This window comes from Ruegeria sp. CE12, assembly GCF_056537525.1.
Map to the genome: position 1 here is coordinate 289,936 of NZ_JBQFRS010000004.1, position 16,584 is coordinate 306,519.

Consider the following 16,584-nt stretch of genomic DNA (forward strand, 5'->3'; position numbering starts at 1 on the left):
TGTTCTTTCATAGCAATTGCCGGGCCCATCAGGACCCGGCACAGTCTTGTTCTGGTCGAGCTATTCGGCGGCCCAGATTTTTCGACGGCGTTCCTTGACCATGTCGTTGCCCTCATCGGTGCCATCGTGGAACGTGTTGAACCACTCATCCCACGGCGTCTCCCACGTACCATAGTTGCAGTCGAAGAACTTGTGGTGCAGTTGGTGGAAAAAGTCTCCAACCTGGAACCTGGCTCTGTTGCCAAGTTTCACATGCTCGAATCCGGCATGAGAGGTCGGAGCACCAATCCCGTGATGGAACAGCAGGAAAATGGCGTGGACCGGGTGCGACGGCAGCAGGAAGAAAATCATCGTGTCGAACATCAGAAAGAAGCTTTCGACGGGATGCATCGCCAAGCCTGACCATGGACCTGTATTGATATTGCGGTGATGCCACGCGTGAACCTTGGTGTAGAGCGGACCGACGTGCAGCAGGCGGTGCAACCAGTAAAAGTGGAAACCAGCCCAGATCGGGATGAACACCACCATCGCAATAAACCAGACCGGATTGCCGTCGAAGGTGATCATCGTTACCCAGCCGTTGGCATAGGAGTAGAGGATGAAACACTCCCAAAAAGTCCAGAATGTCAGGGCCGGGCCAAGCGTCCAGAACATGTTGTCCCAAACCTGGTTTTTGAAGGTAAAGACCTTTGCACCTTTCATCATCGGGCGCATGTCATAGCGGTATTCGTCGGCCTGCGTGCGGAACTTCCACAAGGCCAGATGCAAACCGCCTGCTACCACCATCAGAATGCAGAAATTGCGGAACCATATCTCAGCGACCCAGTCCCAGCTCAATGTCTCGATCCGGGCCAGCGAAGGTGTCAGGTAGTTCCAGGTGATGATCGCAAAGACCAGCAGAAACGCCCGCAAAGCCAGCGGATTCCAGCTCTGCAACAGGTATCGCAATGTGGCCAGCGGCTTCATCGGCCAGTCCCAATAGGGCGAGGTTTGGATCGGCAGTTGCGGGGTATAGTTCCAGATCTTGCGCTTGGGGCGCGATGGGGTGGCGGGATCTGACATGACGTAGCTCATTCTTTCTGTTCGCTGCCACGCACTGTACGACCCGTCACGTAATCCTCAGAACGTAATGTCTTGCCGGTCAGCCTAAGTTTTGCTTAGCCTGCGTGCATGGCAACTCGTATCCCATCCCTCAACTGGCTGCGCGTGTTCGAGGCAGCAGCGCGAACCGAAAGCTTTGCCCGCGCGGCCGTGCAGCTGAACATGTCCGCCGCCGCCGTCAGTCAACAGGTCAAGGCACTGGAAACCCGGTTGGGAACTCCTCTGTTCCATCGCCACGCCCATGCCGTGACATTGACCGAAGCTGGCCGTGCCTATCTGCCATCCGTGCAGCAATCCTTGCTGATGCTGGAAACAGCGACCACGGGGCTGTTCGGCGAAACGCGGGAACAGAGGCTCTACGTGCAATCCGTTCTGCTGTTTGCACACGGCATTCTTGCGGGTAGCCTACCAGAATTTCAGGCCAATCACCCGCAGATCAATCTGTCGCTGTCGACAGGGAACATGGTCGCTGATTTCGCAAACCGATTTACCGATCTGCAAATCGTCTTCGGCAATCCCGCACTTTTCGGCACCGATGGTGACGAGTTGTTGCGCGAACGCCTTTATCCGGTGGCTCCGCGTAACATCGCTGCCCAGATTCAGCATCCGCAGGATCTGTTCCAGTTCAACCTTATCGAGGTTTCAACCCACCGCGCCAGCTGGCCCCATCTGTTCGAAAGCCTGCGCCTGCCTGCAGGACAAGCGCGCTACTTCTTTGCTGACAATTCGTTGATGGCGGCTGAGCTTGCTGCCAGCGGCGGTGGCGTCGCATTGGCGCGCGCGCCCGCATCGGATCGCATTATGGAACTGTCTGGCCTCGTGCCTTGTCTGCCGGATATCGAAGTAGAGGGTCAGGAAGCATATCACCTGATCTATCCGGATCGCGCAGCGCTGCGGCCGCCTGCACGTGCCTTTCGGGATTGGTTGCTGGATTACAGTGCCGCCGTCCAGACGCGGTAACGGCCCTGCCCCGTTACCTCGCGGACCAGACCACGCCGGGTGAATATGTCGATGTTCCGCTGTGCTGCCGCCCGTGAGGCTTCGGTCAGTTCTTCGGCCAGAGGGACGGAAACCATCGGCCATGCCGTCAGCACGTCAATCAATATCGGTGGTGTCCGCCCGCTGAGATCTCCGGTTGCCTCTCTGGCGCGTTTTTCCCAGGCGCTTACCCGATCCAGATGCAGCAAGGCGGCCAGCGCCGCCTGTCCTGCACCGCGTATCCACGCGGACAGTTTCTCGGCTGGTTCACCCACACCGCGCAGTGCGCCGGGCCCCGACAAGGCCAGAGGCATGAACATCGCTCCACCACGTCCCATCGACGCCGCATGGCGGGCTGCAATGATCGCCGCCTCGGTATCGTGGCCAATTCCTTGCGACAAGGCACGCCACGCATGAAAGGCGATCGCGGCCTGTGTGACGGGGTGCAAGCCTTCGGCGTTACGCATCACTTCGGCAAGATCGCCCACAGTTTCGGGAACATCTTCGATCCCCTGCGCCAGCCGATCGAGAAATGCCGTCAGCCCGTCTTCCCACCCGCCCGCAGCAGGTGGTGCGCCCGAAGTCAGGCGGCGCACGGCCCAACCTGCGCGAAACAGGGCCTGCACGTCATCACTGGTCGCACCGATCCGAAGTCCTGTCCAAAGGGCCAACCGGTCAACGCTGATCCGGTCACCGGTCCACCAACCCAGATCGGATACATCCATCAAGGCCAGACGGTGCGTCCAGCCATCCGGTCCGGCGCGCAAACGTTCGTCCAATGCACCGAAAGTGACGGCCAGATCAGCCAGTTCAGATGACAGTTCATCCTGCGCCGCCCGCCAGTCGCGCGGATCAAAAAGAAGACGCCGGTCTGCCCGTGGGCCGGGCGGAAGATAGTCATCCCTGACTTCATCATCTTCGGGCGGAAGAAACCACAGATCCTCTTCATCCGGCTCGTCAGTGTCATAGATGCTCTGAGGCCCGACATCCGCGGCCTCGTCATCCGGATCAGGCATGACACGTTTCGACTTCATGCCCGCCATTCTTTGGGCATTTCCGCCGGTTCACAAGAGGTTTTCTGCTTGGGTGTGGTTAGCCCGAGAAGGTTTCTCTCAGAACACCCAGTTCACCATCCAAATTGGTCTGCGGATTGCTGCCCAGCAACATGTAGCCATAGCCATCCTGCGCCCAGGTTGCAGTTGCCAGACCGCTCAGAACCGCCTGTTTGACGTCCCTGTTCGGCGCTGCTGGCCCCTGCCGGATGACACAGAACGCAAATGGTTCACCCTGCGCGTCCGCAAACACGATCTGCACCAGCGGTTTGCCTTTGAAAGACAGGATCTGAGCGCGTTTCAGCTCAAGCCCCGGCAATGCTTCCAATGCATCACGGTTCAGTGAACGGCCCAATTTTTCCTCGGCCATTTCAAACTGCGCATCAAGCGACTGCTGAGAACTGTTCAGGGATGCAATCGTTTCGGGAACATAAAGCGACTGATAAATCGCTGCCTGTTCTGCCCAACCCGGCTCAACCGGCCGCGTGGCCCAAAAGGTCAAAGCCACCGCAGCAATTGCGGTCGCCGCCGCGACACCGATCAGACGCAGATACCCGCCGGATGAACGCACAGGCGACGCAGCAACCATTTCCGGCAGATCCACTTGCGGCGTATCGGCTGGCAAACCCTCAAAGACCTGCTGAACAACCGGCGCAAAAGGATCAAGCGACATCAGGCGCTGTTCCAGCGTGACGTCTTCCTCGACCGCAGCCTCAATGGCGCGACACTGATCCTCGTCAAGACTGCCTTCCAGATACGCCAGCAGCGTCTCGTCGGAAAACTTCATTTGCCACTCCGTCGCGCGGTGTCAGCCAAATCATGCTGCATCACGGTTTTCAGTTTCTGCCGGGCATTCGATAGCCGGCTCATGATCGTACCGATGGGAACGTCCAGCAACGCAGCAGCTTCGCGGTAGCTGTAGCCCTCGACGAACACAAGCATAACCGTTTCCCGCTGCGCCTCTGGCAGCTGCATCACTTGTGTAAACACTTCAGCGGCGAAAATATTCGTTTCCGAATCCGGACCGGTTGCAACCAGCTCCGCCTCGGGCGTAACCGACAACGCCTGCGCGCGTCGAACAGACCTTGCACGCACTTCGTTCAGCCAGATCGATCGGCAGATCGTCATCAACCAGGAATCCAGCCGTTCATACGATGTAACCTGATGATGCCGTTCCAAAGCCCGCAAGCAGGTCGACTGCAGTAAATCATCCGCAACATCGGATGCGCCCGACAAGGCAAGTCCAAACCGCCAGACGCGTTTCGAATGCGTCTGGATCGCGCCGCGCACGGCCTGTTCGGAATTCATTTCGCCAACCATCGAATAAATCGCGACCTGCGTGTGTTTGTCTTTGCACGGGCCGGACCCGCGCGGTCAGGACTGGCACAAATCTAGGAGGAAAGAAATGAAACTTCTGTTGAAGGCAGTCACAATTGTGTCGGCAATTGTTGCAACCCAGACGTCTGCAGATACCTGGATGCTGACCCCTGAGGGTTCTCATCTGGCCTATGGCACGATCAAGAAAGACACCGTGGGCGAGGTCAACAGCTTTACCAATCTCAGTGGACGGGTCAGCGCAGATGGCAAGGCCGAGATAGAAATTGACCTGTCTTCGGTCGAGACCAATATCGACATCCGCAACGAACGGATGATCGAATACGTATTTCGCAAAGCCGGTTCTGCCACACTGACAGCCGAGTTCGATATGGAGGAGATTTCTGGCCTAGCGACCGGGGCAACCGCCATCGTGGATGCCGAGGCTGTGCTGTCGCTGGCCGGGACGCAGGTCGAATTCGATGCCGAGATGTTCGTGGCCCGTTTGTCCGAAACCACCGTGATGGTATCGACCAACGATATGGTTTTCATCAGCACCGAGGATGCTGGCGTCAACGCGGGTGTCGATAAGCTGATGGAACTGGCGGAACTACCCGGCATTACGCGCACCGTCCCGGTGACCGCCCGCTTTGTGTTTGCATTGGATGACAAGAAAGCTGAGGCCACCCCGACCGCTGCCGCAATCGCAGAGACAGCAAGTCTTGCCGGAGACCCGAAGGCGGGCAAAAAGGTCTTTCGCAAGTGCAAGGCCTGCCACGAACTGAAACCGGGTCGAAACACAGTAGGCCCGACGTTGCATGGCGTGATCAATGCCAGCGCGGGACAGGTCGAAGGTTTCAAATACTCCGGAGCGCTGCAGGATTCAGGAATTGTCTGGACCGAAGCTGCCCTGACCGAGTTTCTGGCCAATCCTCGCAAAAGCATCCCGGGAAACCGGATGGCCTTTCCGGGTTTGAAGAAGGATTCCGATATCGCCGATGTGATCGCGTATATTCAGGCAGAAACACAGGGCTGAGCTTGATCGAGTTACTCAGTTGGCGAAGCCTCGGATGCCCTCTTGTCGGCCACCAGTTTTACAAGCTGGTCCTTGGTACGACCGATATGAAGGGTCAGCAAAGCACAGGCTTCGTCCACCTGCCCTACTTTCGCCAATCGCAAAAGTTCACGGTGCTCTTTCCGCGCTGGTTCGCGTTGTTTCATCACACTCAGGTGCATGCGAATGTAGCGGTCTGATTGCAAGCTGACCCGCTGCAGCAGCTCATTGGTCAGGCTGCGCCCTGCGGGTGCGTAAAGCGCCGAGTGATACTCATAGTTCAGTGCCCCCCAGCGGCCCACATCATTGGCATCATATGATGCCTCCATCTGCTTGAGTATTTGTTCGCAACGGGCAAAATCTGTCGACGTCATCGACGGAATGGCGCGACGGAACAGATCGACCTCCAGCAAAACGCGGAGATCAAAAATCTCACCAATCTCAGTCAGGGAATGCTTGGTGACACTGGCCCCACGATTGTTGGTCAGTAACACCAGCCCTTCGGCGTCCAGCTGTTTCAGCGCCTCGCGAACCGGCATGCGCGAAACGTCATATTCTTCGGCCAGTGCTTCCTGCCGGATAATCTCACCTTCGGCCAGTTCGCCGCTCAGAATACGTTCTCGCAAGTCATTTGCGATGACGTCAGGAAGGCTCTGCCGGGCTATTGCGCGCTTTGCTGGCAAGTGGATATCCGTCATTTGAATTTTGGATACAAATATCCGGCTTTTCGTGTCATTCCAACCTGAAACACCCGCCAATGCAGTTGAAACCCGGCCCTTTTCCCCGCTATCCATCCCTTATCAGCACAGGGGATGGGACATGAGCACAACAGTAAAACTGACACCCGAAGAAATCCGGGACCTGTCCCTGAAGGTTCTGTCGCATTCGGGCTATGGCCCTGACCATGCAGCCGCAATTGCGGAAATGCTGACCACCTGTCAGTTGGATGATTGTCAGTCCCATGGTCTGTTCCGTCTCTTCATGTGCGCCCAGACCATGCAGGCAGGCAAGATCGACGGCCATGCAGAACCGGTTCTGGAACCTTCCGACAATGCGATTGTTCGGGTGGATGCTCAGGGCGGCATGTCGCTGCTTGCATTTCAGAAAGCGCTGCCCGTTCTGATCGAGAAAACCCGCGCGCACGGGATTGCCGCCATGGCAATCAATCGGTGCTTTCACTTCTCGGCGCTCTGGCCCGAAGTTGAAAGCCTGTCCTCTGCCGGACTGGCGGCAATGGCCATGGTGCCAAGTCACTCGTGGGTCGCCCCAGCGGGTGGTACGCGGGGCAGTCTGGGCACCAATCCGCTGGCGTTCAGCTGGCCACGTATGGGCAAAGATCCGTTTACCTTCGACTTTGCCACCAGTGCCTTTGCCCGTGGCGAGATCGAGCTTTACAAACGGGCGGGCAAACCTCTGCCCGACGGTGTTGCAATCGACAAGGACGGCAATCCGACAACCGATCCGCAGGCGGCGATGGATGGCGCAATGCTGACATTCGGCAGCTATAAGGGCTCTGCCTTATCGATCATGATCGAGCTTCTGGCCGGTCCGTTGATTGATGATCTGACCAGCCTTGAAAGTATGGAATTTGCCGAGGGAACGGGCGGTGCGCCGTATCACGGCGAAATCATCATCGCCTTTGACCCTAACCAGTTCAGCGGCGGGAAAGCCGAGGCCAATGATGCCCGTGCCGAACGCCTGTTTGCTGACATTCTGGATCAGGGCGCTCGCCTGCCCTCGCAACGGCGTTTTGCAGCCCGCGCCCAAAACCATCAGCGCGGCTATGCGGAAATTCCAGAACAGCTACACACCGATTTGCTGGCGTTGTTGGTCTAAAGCTTTTGGGGAATACACAGTACTTTCTGTACCGCCAATGTCCCAAGAGTGCGAAGCGCGGCAGGGTATTGGCGGTTCAAGTTTTTCCCGAAAGCTAAGCCCCCCAGGTATCGCTGAGGCGATATCCGCCGGGCCAGGGATCATCCGGATCCAGCATGTGTTGATGTATTCCTGTAATCCAGGCGCGCCCTGATATCTCGGGCGTAATGGCGGCGCGCCCGTTCAGGTCATGCTGGGCCACGATACGGCATCGAAACTCGCTGTCGATGATCGAACGTGCATGATACTGATCCTCTGCACTCATCTGGCCTTTAGCCAGTAAGACCGCCATCCGGGCCGAGGCACCGGTTCCGCAAGGGGATCGGTCAAGCTTGCCAGGTTTGATCGCGACGGTGTTTCGACCCGTAAGGATATCGCCCTGCCGGCTAAGCGGCCCAGCGATCTGGCAAAAGGATATGTGGTTCCAGTCCTCGGTAGGGTGGCTGAACCCGAGTTGCTCATTGGCGGCATCCGTGATGCGTGCTCCGTGACGCGCCAGGTCTCCACCTTCGTCCGGGGTCAGTGCAAAACCCAGATCTTCGGCATCGACAATAACGAAACTGTCTCCGCCAAAGCTCGTGTCGACGCGCAAAGTGCCGATCCCTTCAACTTCGATCATTGCATCCAGCTTGTCAGCAAAGCTTGGGACATTGTGCACAAAGATGCGCTCGGCCTTTCCGTTTCGGCACTCGGCCCGCACCCGAACCAACCCGCCCGGAGCCTCGAGCGTCAGGTGGGTTTCAGGTTCATTCATCGGCAAGATCCCACCATCCAGCAGAACCGTTGAAACACATATCGAGTTCGAACCGGACATGGGGGGCGTATCTTCCGGCTCCATGATGATGAATGCGGCGTCTGCTTCGGGGTTCTTGGGTGGAACCAACAGGTTAACATGGCGGAACACACCACCGCGCGGCTCGTTCAGAACGAAATTTCGCAAAACCTGATCGCTTTCGATAAAGGACCGCTGATCCCAGACCGTTTCACCCGGCGGCGGGTTTACACCGCCCACAATCACATCGCCAACTTCACCCTCTGCATGGGCTGAAATCACATGAATGGTTTTGCTGCTGCGCATGAGCTTTCCTTAAAATCTGTTGGCCGAAAACGGATCGAGAGGGATGGCAGGCGTCTGGCCTTCAACAATTGCCGAAATCAGTTCGGCTGTGCCCGCCGATTGGGTCAGCCCCAGATGGCCATGCCCGAATGCATAGACCAGTCCGGCTGACTTGGAGGAGCGGCCGATAACAGGCAGGCTATCAGGCAAGGATGGCCGGAAACCCATCCATTGCGTTCCGCCATCGGTGTTGAGACCGGGCAAAAACTGACTGGCCTTCTGCAAAAGGACATCCGCACGCTTGTAATTTGGCGGCAGTTTGAGGCCGCCCAATTCAACTGCACCGCCTATCCGCACCCCGCCGTTGATACGGCTGGCAACAAATCCATGAGCCGGGAAGGTCAGATGGGTCCGCAGGTCAAATGCCCCTTCAGGCAGGGTCGTATTGTAACCACGTTCAGTTTCCAGCGGTATGTTGTCCCCAACTGTTGTGGCGAGTTGATGTGACCATGCACCCGCCGCGACAATCACCTGAGAGCATTCGGTTGATCCATCTCGTGATACAACCCGCAGCCGGTCACCTGTGACTTCCAGTGCGCAAACGTCTTGTCGTTCAATTGTCCCGCCAAGCCCCTCGAACACTTGCACCAGATGCTGAACCCAGCGTTTAGGGTCGGTCGTGTTCATCCAGCCTGGCGTATACCCGGCGTGGGTGAACCGCGGGCTTAGGCCCGGCTGAATCTCGGCGATGGCCTCGGGACTTTCCAGCAGGTCAAACGCGACGCCATTTCTGCGGCGCAACTCCCAACCGGGCAGGCTGTCGCGAAACTCGGCATCGGATTCATATAGCTGCATTTGCCCATCGCGCTGCATCATCGCCTCGCCATCGACATACGCTATTTGTCGATCCAAAGCCGCGCGAGAATGTTCCATCAACGCTGCCTGATTGCCGACCGATTGCTCATAGCGATCCAGGCTGCTGGCTTGCCAGAAACGCAGCATCCAAGGCGCGATCTTCAACGCATAGGCAGGCGGTATAGAAAGCGGCCCAAGCGGGTCCAGCAACCATTTTGGCGCCCTGCGCATGATGCCCGGCTTTGCCAATGGTTCGATTTCTGCAAAGGCGAAGGCACCGGCATTTCCTGCCGATGCTTCTGCGGCCACCCCTTTGCGGTCCAATACCCGGACCGAATTGCCTTTGCGTTGCAATTCCAGCGCGATGCTAATGCCGATGACACCAGCACCAATGACAATGACCGGCTCTTGTGTCACGTCTCGATCCCGTCCCGGAACGGATCCTGCCCATCAAAGATCAGCTTGGCCTCGGCCATCACATAGGCCTGCCCGGTAATCGAGGGGATCACCCCTCCGTTCGGACCCGACTGATAGGACAGGCGATAGGAACTCCCAATAACGCTTTCCTGTACAATTTCCTCCCCCGCCGCCAGGCGCCCATCCGCTGCCAGACAAGCCAGTCGCGCTGAGCTGCCGGTGCCGCAGGGGGAGCGGTCGTAATTGTCATCCGGACACAAAACAAAGTTACGGCTATGCACGTCTGCATTTGGTGAAATGCCCTGAAAGATCACGTGATCAATGGGTTCACCTTGTTCACCACCCACGCCCTGTGCGATCGAAGCCTCGCGGATTGCGACGGTCATGTCGGTCAATGCGCGGATGTTGTTGGCATCTACCGGGATAGGACTGGGATCAACAATAAAGAACCAATTGCCACCATAAGCCACATCGCCGGTCACTTCGCCATATTCGGGAACGTCAATGGTCACGGACTGATGGACACGGCGGCTTTCGATATTGGTCACGGTCACGGTGTTGGGATCGTGCAATTCGATCGTCACCACCCCTGCGGGGGTTTCAATCCGGTGCGTCCCAACGCTGATCCGGCCCAAATGCGCCAACGTCACGGCCAACCCAATCGTCCCATGACCGCACATGCCCAGAACCGCATCGACGTCAAAGTAGATCACGCCGGTGACACAGGTCGGATCAACCGGCTCAACGAGCAATGCAGCCACCATGGCAGGCTGGCCGCGCGGCTCCAACATCACTGAACGATAGAAGCTTTCATGCTCAGTCGCCAACCGGTGCGCGCGCTCAGTTAAAGGGCCTGCGCCCAGATCAGGGGCTCCGTCCAGGATAACCCGGGTTGGCTCGCCGCCGGTATGGCTGTCGATCACATGCATTCAGCGATTACTCCGCCCTGCTTGGACCAATCCGCAAACCAGTTGCGGAACAAGGTGTATTGCTGTTCGCAATAGTTGCGCTGCGCATCGGTCAGCTCGTCGGTTTCGTTAAAGTGCAGACGGTATTCCTGCTCACCGTTCAGCACCAGAAGATGCTTGTAATACAGCACCAGATCCGGACCTTCGTCAAAGCTGGACAGCACGTGAATAGCTTCGGTCAGCTCTTGTGCACGCAGGCGTGCCTCGGCATGACCCGATGCTGCCTTTTGCGACAAAGCCGCAAGCAACAGGGCCTCGCGCGGCAGTGCCGTTCCGATCCCGGTGATCGAGCCGGTCGCACCGCAATTGACAAACCCATGATAAACCTCTGTGTCCACCCCAACCATCAACGTGACCTGATCATCCTGACAGGTGATGTTTTCGGCCGCATAGCGCAGATCATCCTTCCCCCCAAACTCCTTGAAACCAACAAGATTGGAGTGCTCTGTCCGCAGAGCAAAAAACAGATCAGCCCGCGTTGCAAAGCCATAGTAAGGGCTGTTGTAGATAATCGCAGGTACATCCGGAGCGGCCGTCAGGATCGCCTTGAAATGGTTCTTTTGTGCCGTGGGTGAACTGCCGCGCGACAGCACCCGCGGAATAACCATCAGACCTGCTGCACCCATCTTCTGCGCGTGGGCCGCGTGCGCCACGGCTGACTTTGTATTGATCGCCCCGGTTCCGACAACTACGGGCAGACCTGCACCTATCAAGCGCTCGACACCTTCCATCCGCTGGGCATCCGTCAGCAAGGGCCAGTCACCCATCGAACCGCAATAGACCACCGCCGACATTCCGGCATCGATCATTTCCTGACCCTTACGGACAAGCGCATCGAAGTCCGGCTCGCGATTCGCTGTACAGGGGGTCATAAGGGCAGGCATCGTGCCGGTAAAAACATCTGATTGCATTGGGCTTATCCTTCAAAGAATGGCCGGGGCCAGGCTTGATCTGAGGTTCATTGCATAAGGGCATAGCGGATATTGGATACAAAATCCACATCATTTATGCCGCCACCCTCAACCACACGAATTTAGACATTGAACCCCACAAGCTTTCTGGCACCTATGGCGTCATGCCTTTAAGAAAAGCCCATAAGACAGACGCGTCCAGCATCGCCGCCATTTCAATTGAAGTGTGGCTTGGAACCTACCTGAAACATGGCGTCAGCGGATTTTTTGCCGACTATGCGCTGAACGAATTCACAACTGCAAAAACCGAAGCGCTCATTTCAAACCCGGATGAGTTCATTCTGGTTTCCGAGAACAAAGACGGCATCGATGGCTTCATTCGTGTTTCCTCAGAAAGCAAAGCGCCTGTGGCAGGTTGCTCTGAGATGGAAATCGCTACTTTCTACGTTCAGCCTCGCCACCATGGCAAAGGCATCGGCGGCCGTCTGTTGGACGCAGCCCTGCGATACTGCAAGGAACAATCAGCCGAGTCAGTCTGGCTGACAACAAATGCTGAGAATGACCCAGCCATCGACTTTTATCTCGCGCGAGGTTTCAAACAGATCGGTGAAACCCATTTCCGTATCGAGGATCAGGGATATCTGAACAACGTGTATCTTTATCGCCCGCCGTGAACCCGGGTAGGCGTTTCATCCGGCGGTGAAACTACAGGTCTTCAGGTCACTATCACCGCAGTCGTTGTCCGCTTTCCGGATCAAACAGCATTGCCCGTTCAGGACGCACTGAAATACCGATCCGTTCACCTTGCGCACTGCGCTGATCATCCCGCTCTTCCACGATCATCTTGTCGCCGTTCGAAGCGATCAGATAGGTGTAGGACACCCCGCCAAGCGCCTCGGTCAGATCAACAGTGCAGGTGTCGCCTGCGCGATCCACCTGAATGTGTTCAGGGCGAATGCCCAGCGTTACCTTCGTTGCACCTGCTGGCACAGACGAGGTTACGGGGATCGCATCCGTCAGCGCCGGATGCCGCACCATCCCGTCGACGATGTCACAATCAAGAAAGTTCATCGAAGGGGACCCGATGAAACCCGCCACAAACTGGTTATCCGGATCACGATACAGATCCATCGGTGCACCGACTTGCTCGATCCGCCCATCACGCAGCACAACGATCTTATCGGCCATGGTCATCGCCTCGACCTGATCGTGGGTCACATAGATCATCGTCGCACCGATTTCCTGATGCAGGCGCGCAATTTCAACCCTCATTTCGACCCGCAGCTCTGCGTCGAGGTTCGATAGGGGTTCGTCAAACAGGAAAACTTCCGGCCCGCGAACGATCGCGCGGCCGATGGCAACGCGCTGGCGCTGACCACCTGACAAGGCTTTGGGTTTGCGTTTGAGATACGGGCCCAGTTTCAGAATTTCGGACGCTTCCTGAACCTTTGTGTCGATCTCTGCCTTGGGCACGCCATTCATGCGCAGGCCAAAACCCATATTCTCGGCGACACTCATATGCGGATATAGCGCGTAGGTCTGGAACACCATCGCAACACCGCGCTTGGCGGGATCAACATGCGTGACCTCGCGTTGACCGATGTGAATTTCACCCTCGGTGGTTTCTTCCAACCCGGCGATCATTCGCAGCAATGTTGACTTGCCACATCCCGAAGGTCCGACGAATACACAGAATTCGCCATCCTCGACCTGCAGGTCCACGCCGTGAATAACCTGTGTCTGGCCATAGCGCTTGATTGCGCCATTCAGAGTAACGCCCGTCATGATGCTTGCATCCTGTTCTCGCGGCTTTCAGGAAACCGCCATGCTTGTGCTTCAGCCCCGATCCGTTCGGCGGCCTGCCGAACGCGCGGAACCCATTTTTCCAATTGATCAAAGCCCATCCGTTCGGTCGAACCGGTCACGGAGATCGCGCCCAGCATCCGTCCACCAGAGGTCAGGATCGGACAGGCGATACAGATGATGCCGGGCTCATGCTCTTCATCATCAACCGCATAGCCACGGTTGCGGATCAGCTCCAGATCTGCCCGCAATGCGTCAGCAGACGTAAGCGTGTGATCTGTGAAGCGGTGAAAGCTCTGCAATGAAATTGCTTTTTGCAGCCTGTCTTCATCCAGATAGGCCAGCATGGCCTTACCTACGCCTGTGCAATAGGCCGGACCGACTTTGCCAGCTTCGGAGTACATCTCGACCGGGTTCTTGGCGTTGCGCTTGTCCACATACAGAACCTGGCTTGCATCAAGCTGCGCCAAATGCACGGTTTCGCCTGTTTCAACGCTGAGCATATCCAATATGGGCCGTGCGATCGGCGCCAGCGAGCTTTGGGTCCAGGCCGAATGCGCCAATCGGACAAGTCGCAATCCCGGCGAATAGGTTTGCCGGTCAGGATCATATGAAAGCATGCCCTGATTGGTCAGGGATTGCAGAAATCTGTACAGGGACGCCTTTGGGAAATCGCTGCTGTCCAACAGCTCTCCAAACCGGACGGGCCGCTGAAACGCGGCTACCTGTTCAAGCACGTCACATGCCTTACCTATTGTTCCGTCACCAGCCACGGGTGCCCGATCTCCTCCACTTATACCCTCGCATCCTCCTCACGAGAGTATTGACAACGCTAACCGATTCGATGTGTAGTTTTCAATATATAAAACTTGGTTTCACTATTTGGAACCTCTAAATGGAAGCTAAGGGAGGAAACCATGCATTCCATGTTCAAGCGCACGGCGGCGGCGTTGGCTGCCAGTGTGGCAATTGCTGCTCCAGCATCAGCCGAACTCACCGGTGAGCTGCGAATCTTTCTCGACACGTCAAACCCGGCGCCACGTGCGACGATGGAGGCGATGATCGACCGGTTTGCGGCAGAGCATCCGGGGCTGGAGATTGAAACGACGGTGATCGACCGTGAGGCGTATAAAACTCAGATCCGCAACTTCCTGACTGCGGATACACCAGACGTTGCCACATGGTACGCCGCGAACCGGATGAAGCCTTATGTCGAGGCGGGCCTGTTCGAGGATGTATCGGACCTGTGGGCCGAGCCTGAAATTGCCGAGAACCTAGCCTCGACCAAAGGTGCGATGACCATCGACGGCAAGCAATGGGGCGTGCCCTATACCTATTACCAGTGGGGTGTCTACTATCGTAAAGACATCTTTGACGAGCTGGGCTTGTCCGAGCCGACCACATGGGAAGAAGAGCTGGCCAACTGCCAGAAGATCGTCGATTCCGGTCGCGCCTGCTATACCATCGGCACCAAGTTTCTTTGGACTGCTGGTGGCTGGTTTGACTATCTGAACATGCGCACCAACGGGTTCGACTTCCATCAGCAACTCGCCAACGGCGAAGTCAGCTGGGAAGATGATCGAGTCAAACAGACCTTCGCGAACTGGAAACAGCTGATCGACATGGGCGCATTCATCGATAACCATCAGACCTATAGCTGGCAGGAAGCCCTGCCGTTCATGGTCAAGGGTGATGCCGCGGCTTATCTGATGGGTAACTTCGCGGTGGCACCGCTGCGCGATGCGGGTCTGACCGACGATCAACTGGACTTCTACCAGTTCGTTGCGATCAACCCTGATGTCGAACTGGCAGAAGATGCGCCAACCGATACGTTCCACATTCCGGCCAACGCATCGAACAAAGAAGCAGCTCGTGAGTTCCTGCGCTTTGTCGTGTCCGCGGACGAGCAGACCGAAATCAACAACGGCGCGAACCTGGGCCAACTGCCCGTCAACGCAAAGTCTTCGGTTGATAACGACAAGTTCCTGAACCAGGGCTTTGAAATGCTTTCGGCCAACAGCCCCGGCGGTGTTGCCCAGTTCTGGGACCGCGACGCGCCTGCCGAAATGGCAAAGGTCTCGATGGAAGGTTTCCAGGAATTCATGGTCAAGCCTGACAATGCAGACAAGATTCTGGCCAAGCTGGAACGCGCACGTCAGCGCATTTACGACAACTGATCAGGCTTAGGCCGGGCTAAGCCTGGCCTATGTCACCACCAATTGCAGGGCGGGCGTCAGCCCGCCTTCACCCCAACCAAACCCGAGATGCTCCATGACCATTGCCGTTGATGCACCAGAACAGGAAAGCTGGTTCCACAGAAACCAACAGCGCATAGCGCCGTGGCTGTTTCTGGCTCCGGGCATGTTGTTCTTCATGGTCTACGTGATCATCCCGGTGTTCCAGTCCTTCAACCTGTCTCTTTACGAGTGGGACGGACTTGGGGCTGCCGAATACGTAGGCTTTCGTAACTATGAAGACCTTTATTGGGAATGGGTCGACCGCGACGCCTTTTTTATATCGCTCAAGAACAACCTGATCTGGCTGATCCTGTATCTGCTGGCGATCCCAGCGGGATTGTTTATTGCATTGTTCCTGAACCAGACCGTGTGGGGCATCCGCCTCTATAAATCGCTCTTCTTCTTCCCCTTCGTGATTTCACAGGTTGTCGTCGGCCTGGTCTTCACATGGTTCTACGACCCAACCTTTGGCCTGTTGAACGAATTCCTCAGCCTGTTTGGTATGGGCCCGCTGAATGTTCTGGGCGATGAGCGCTATGTCACTTATGGCATCATTTTCGCGGGCCTCTGGCCGCAAACGGCCTATTGCATGATCCTGTATCTCACCGGCCTGAATGCAGTAGACCCCGAACAGATCGAGGCCGGACGTCTGGACGGCGCCAAAGGTTTTCGGATGCTGTGGCACATCATCCTGCCGCAACTGCGCCCCGCGACCTTCATCGCGTTTGTCGTCACCATCATCGGTGCTTTGCGATCCTTCGACCTGATCTCGATCATGACCCAGGGCGGGCCGTTCGGATCGTCGCGCGTGCTTGCCTACTACATGTTCGAGGTCGCGCTGTCCGAATACGGTTTCCGCATGGGATATGGTGCCGCCATCGCGGTGATCCTGTTCCTGATCATGCTGTGCTTCATCGCCTATTTCCTCTGGTCGATGTACCGCGAAGAGAAGGGGCACTGAG

17 protein-coding genes are annotated in these 16,584 nt (G+C 56.9%); 6 read left to right on the top strand and 11 right to left on the bottom strand.

Annotated features, from left to right (window positions below; all coding sequences use genetic code 11):
- Positions 1 to 60: 60 nt before the first annotated feature.
- Complete coding sequence (locus ACR0IO_RS12355; protein WP_480741941.1) at positions 61 to 1,062, bottom strand: sterol desaturase family protein; 1,002 nt, start codon at positions 1,060 to 1,062, stop codon at positions 61 to 63.
- A 108-nt stretch (positions 1,063 to 1,170) separates the two neighbouring features.
- Between ACR0IO_RS12355 and ACR0IO_RS12360 the strand changes: the two genes are divergently transcribed.
- Positions 1,171 to 2,061, top strand: coding sequence for a LysR substrate-binding domain-containing protein (locus tag ACR0IO_RS12360; protein WP_480741942.1), 891 nt, complete (start codon positions 1,171 to 1,173; stop codon positions 2,059 to 2,061).
- On the opposite strand, the gene ACR0IO_RS12365 is transcribed toward ACR0IO_RS12360, so the two are convergent.
- The 3 genes from ACR0IO_RS12365 to ACR0IO_RS12375 are packed head-to-tail and all read right to left on the bottom strand — an operon-like array spanning position 2,034 to position 4,439.
- Positions 2,034 to 3,113: a helix-turn-helix domain-containing protein gene (locus ACR0IO_RS12365; RefSeq protein ID WP_480741943.1), complete on the bottom strand. Its 1,080-nt coding sequence runs from the start codon at positions 3,111 to 3,113 to the stop codon at positions 2,034 to 2,036. The two genes, ACR0IO_RS12360 and ACR0IO_RS12365, sit on opposite strands and share 28 nt — an antisense overlap.
- A gap of 58 nt (positions 3,114 to 3,171) precedes the next feature.
- Positions 3,172 to 3,918: a hypothetical protein gene (locus ACR0IO_RS12370; RefSeq protein WP_480741944.1), complete on the bottom strand. Its 747-nt coding sequence runs from the start codon at positions 3,916 to 3,918 to the stop codon at positions 3,172 to 3,174.
- Positions 3,915 to 4,439 (bottom strand): RNA polymerase sigma factor, encoded by a 525-nt coding sequence (locus ACR0IO_RS12375; RefSeq protein ID WP_209016296.1) that lies wholly within the window; start codon positions 4,437 to 4,439, stop codon positions 3,915 to 3,917. Before ACR0IO_RS12375 ends, ACR0IO_RS12370 begins: the two co-directional genes overlap by 4 nt.
- Before the next feature lie 97 nt (positions 4,440 to 4,536).
- Here ACR0IO_RS12375 and ACR0IO_RS12380 point away from each other — a divergent pair, with 97 nt between their 5' ends.
- Complete coding sequence (locus ACR0IO_RS12380) at positions 4,537 to 5,481, top strand: c-type cytochrome (protein WP_480741945.1); 945 nt, start codon at positions 4,537 to 4,539, stop codon at positions 5,479 to 5,481.
- An 11-nt stretch (positions 5,482 to 5,492) separates the two neighbouring features.
- Here ACR0IO_RS12380 and ACR0IO_RS12385 read toward each other — a convergent pair whose 3' ends face one another.
- Entirely contained in the window at positions 5,493 to 6,182 is a 690-nt protein-coding gene (locus tag ACR0IO_RS12385) for a GntR family transcriptional regulator (protein WP_480742019.1), read from the bottom strand.
- A gap of 136 nt (positions 6,183 to 6,318) precedes the next feature.
- Here ACR0IO_RS12385 and ACR0IO_RS12390 point away from each other — a divergent pair, with 136 nt between their 5' ends.
- A complete protein-coding gene (locus ACR0IO_RS12390; RefSeq protein ID WP_480741946.1) occupies positions 6,319 to 7,335 on the top strand; it encodes an Ldh family oxidoreductase in 1,017 nt (338 codons plus the stop codon).
- A gap of 94 nt (positions 7,336 to 7,429) precedes the next feature.
- On the opposite strand, the gene ACR0IO_RS12395 is transcribed toward ACR0IO_RS12390, so the two are convergent.
- From ACR0IO_RS12395 to ACR0IO_RS12410, 4 genes are read right to left on the bottom strand one after another with little or no spacing between them, the layout of a single operon-like run.
- A complete protein-coding gene (locus tag ACR0IO_RS12395) occupies positions 7,430 to 8,452 on the bottom strand; it encodes a trans-3-hydroxy-L-proline dehydratase (protein ID WP_480741947.1) in 1,023 nt (340 codons plus the stop codon).
- Positions 8,453 to 8,461: 9 nt separating this feature from the next.
- A complete protein-coding gene (locus ACR0IO_RS12400; protein WP_480741948.1) occupies positions 8,462 to 9,703 on the bottom strand; it encodes an NAD(P)/FAD-dependent oxidoreductase in 1,242 nt (413 codons plus the stop codon).
- Positions 9,700 to 10,632: a 4-hydroxyproline epimerase gene (locus tag ACR0IO_RS12405; RefSeq protein ID WP_480741949.1), complete on the bottom strand. Its 933-nt coding sequence runs from the start codon at positions 10,630 to 10,632 to the stop codon at positions 9,700 to 9,702. The genes ACR0IO_RS12400 and ACR0IO_RS12405 overlap by 4 nt, the downstream gene beginning before the upstream one ends.
- The gene (locus ACR0IO_RS12410) at positions 10,623 to 11,582 is read right to left on the bottom strand and encodes a dihydrodipicolinate synthase family protein (RefSeq protein WP_480741950.1); all 960 of its coding nucleotides are present in this window, start codon (positions 11,580 to 11,582) and stop codon (positions 10,623 to 10,625) included. The genes ACR0IO_RS12405 and ACR0IO_RS12410 overlap by 10 nt, the downstream gene beginning before the upstream one ends.
- Before the next feature lie 164 nt (positions 11,583 to 11,746).
- Between ACR0IO_RS12410 and ACR0IO_RS12415 the strand changes: the two genes are divergently transcribed.
- Positions 11,747 to 12,256, top strand: coding sequence for an N-acetyltransferase family protein (locus tag ACR0IO_RS12415; protein ID WP_480741951.1), 510 nt, complete (start codon positions 11,747 to 11,749; stop codon positions 12,254 to 12,256).
- Between the two features lie 52 nt (positions 12,257 to 12,308).
- Here the strand turns inward: ACR0IO_RS12415 and ACR0IO_RS12420 are convergent, their stop codons facing one another.
- Together ACR0IO_RS12420 and ACR0IO_RS12425 are read right to left on the bottom strand one after the other, a co-directional pair.
- Complete coding sequence (locus ACR0IO_RS12420) at positions 12,309 to 13,367, bottom strand: ABC transporter ATP-binding protein (protein WP_170333472.1); 1,059 nt, start codon at positions 13,365 to 13,367, stop codon at positions 12,309 to 12,311.
- Positions 13,364 to 14,158, bottom strand: coding sequence for an IclR family transcriptional regulator (locus ACR0IO_RS12425; RefSeq protein WP_170333474.1), 795 nt, complete (start codon positions 14,156 to 14,158; stop codon positions 13,364 to 13,366). The genes ACR0IO_RS12420 and ACR0IO_RS12425 overlap by 4 nt, the downstream gene beginning before the upstream one ends.
- 144 nt (positions 14,159 to 14,302) lie before the next feature.
- Between ACR0IO_RS12425 and ACR0IO_RS12430 the strand changes: the two genes are divergently transcribed.
- A complete protein-coding gene (locus ACR0IO_RS12430; RefSeq protein WP_155148443.1) occupies positions 14,303 to 15,562 on the top strand; it encodes an ABC transporter substrate-binding protein in 1,260 nt (419 codons plus the stop codon).
- A 94-nt stretch (positions 15,563 to 15,656) separates the two neighbouring features.
- Positions 15,657 to 16,583, top strand: a complete 927-nt coding sequence (locus tag ACR0IO_RS12435) for a carbohydrate ABC transporter permease (RefSeq protein ID WP_155148445.1) — start codon at positions 15,657 to 15,659, stop codon at positions 16,581 to 16,583.
- Position 16,584 lies beyond the last annotated feature (1 nt).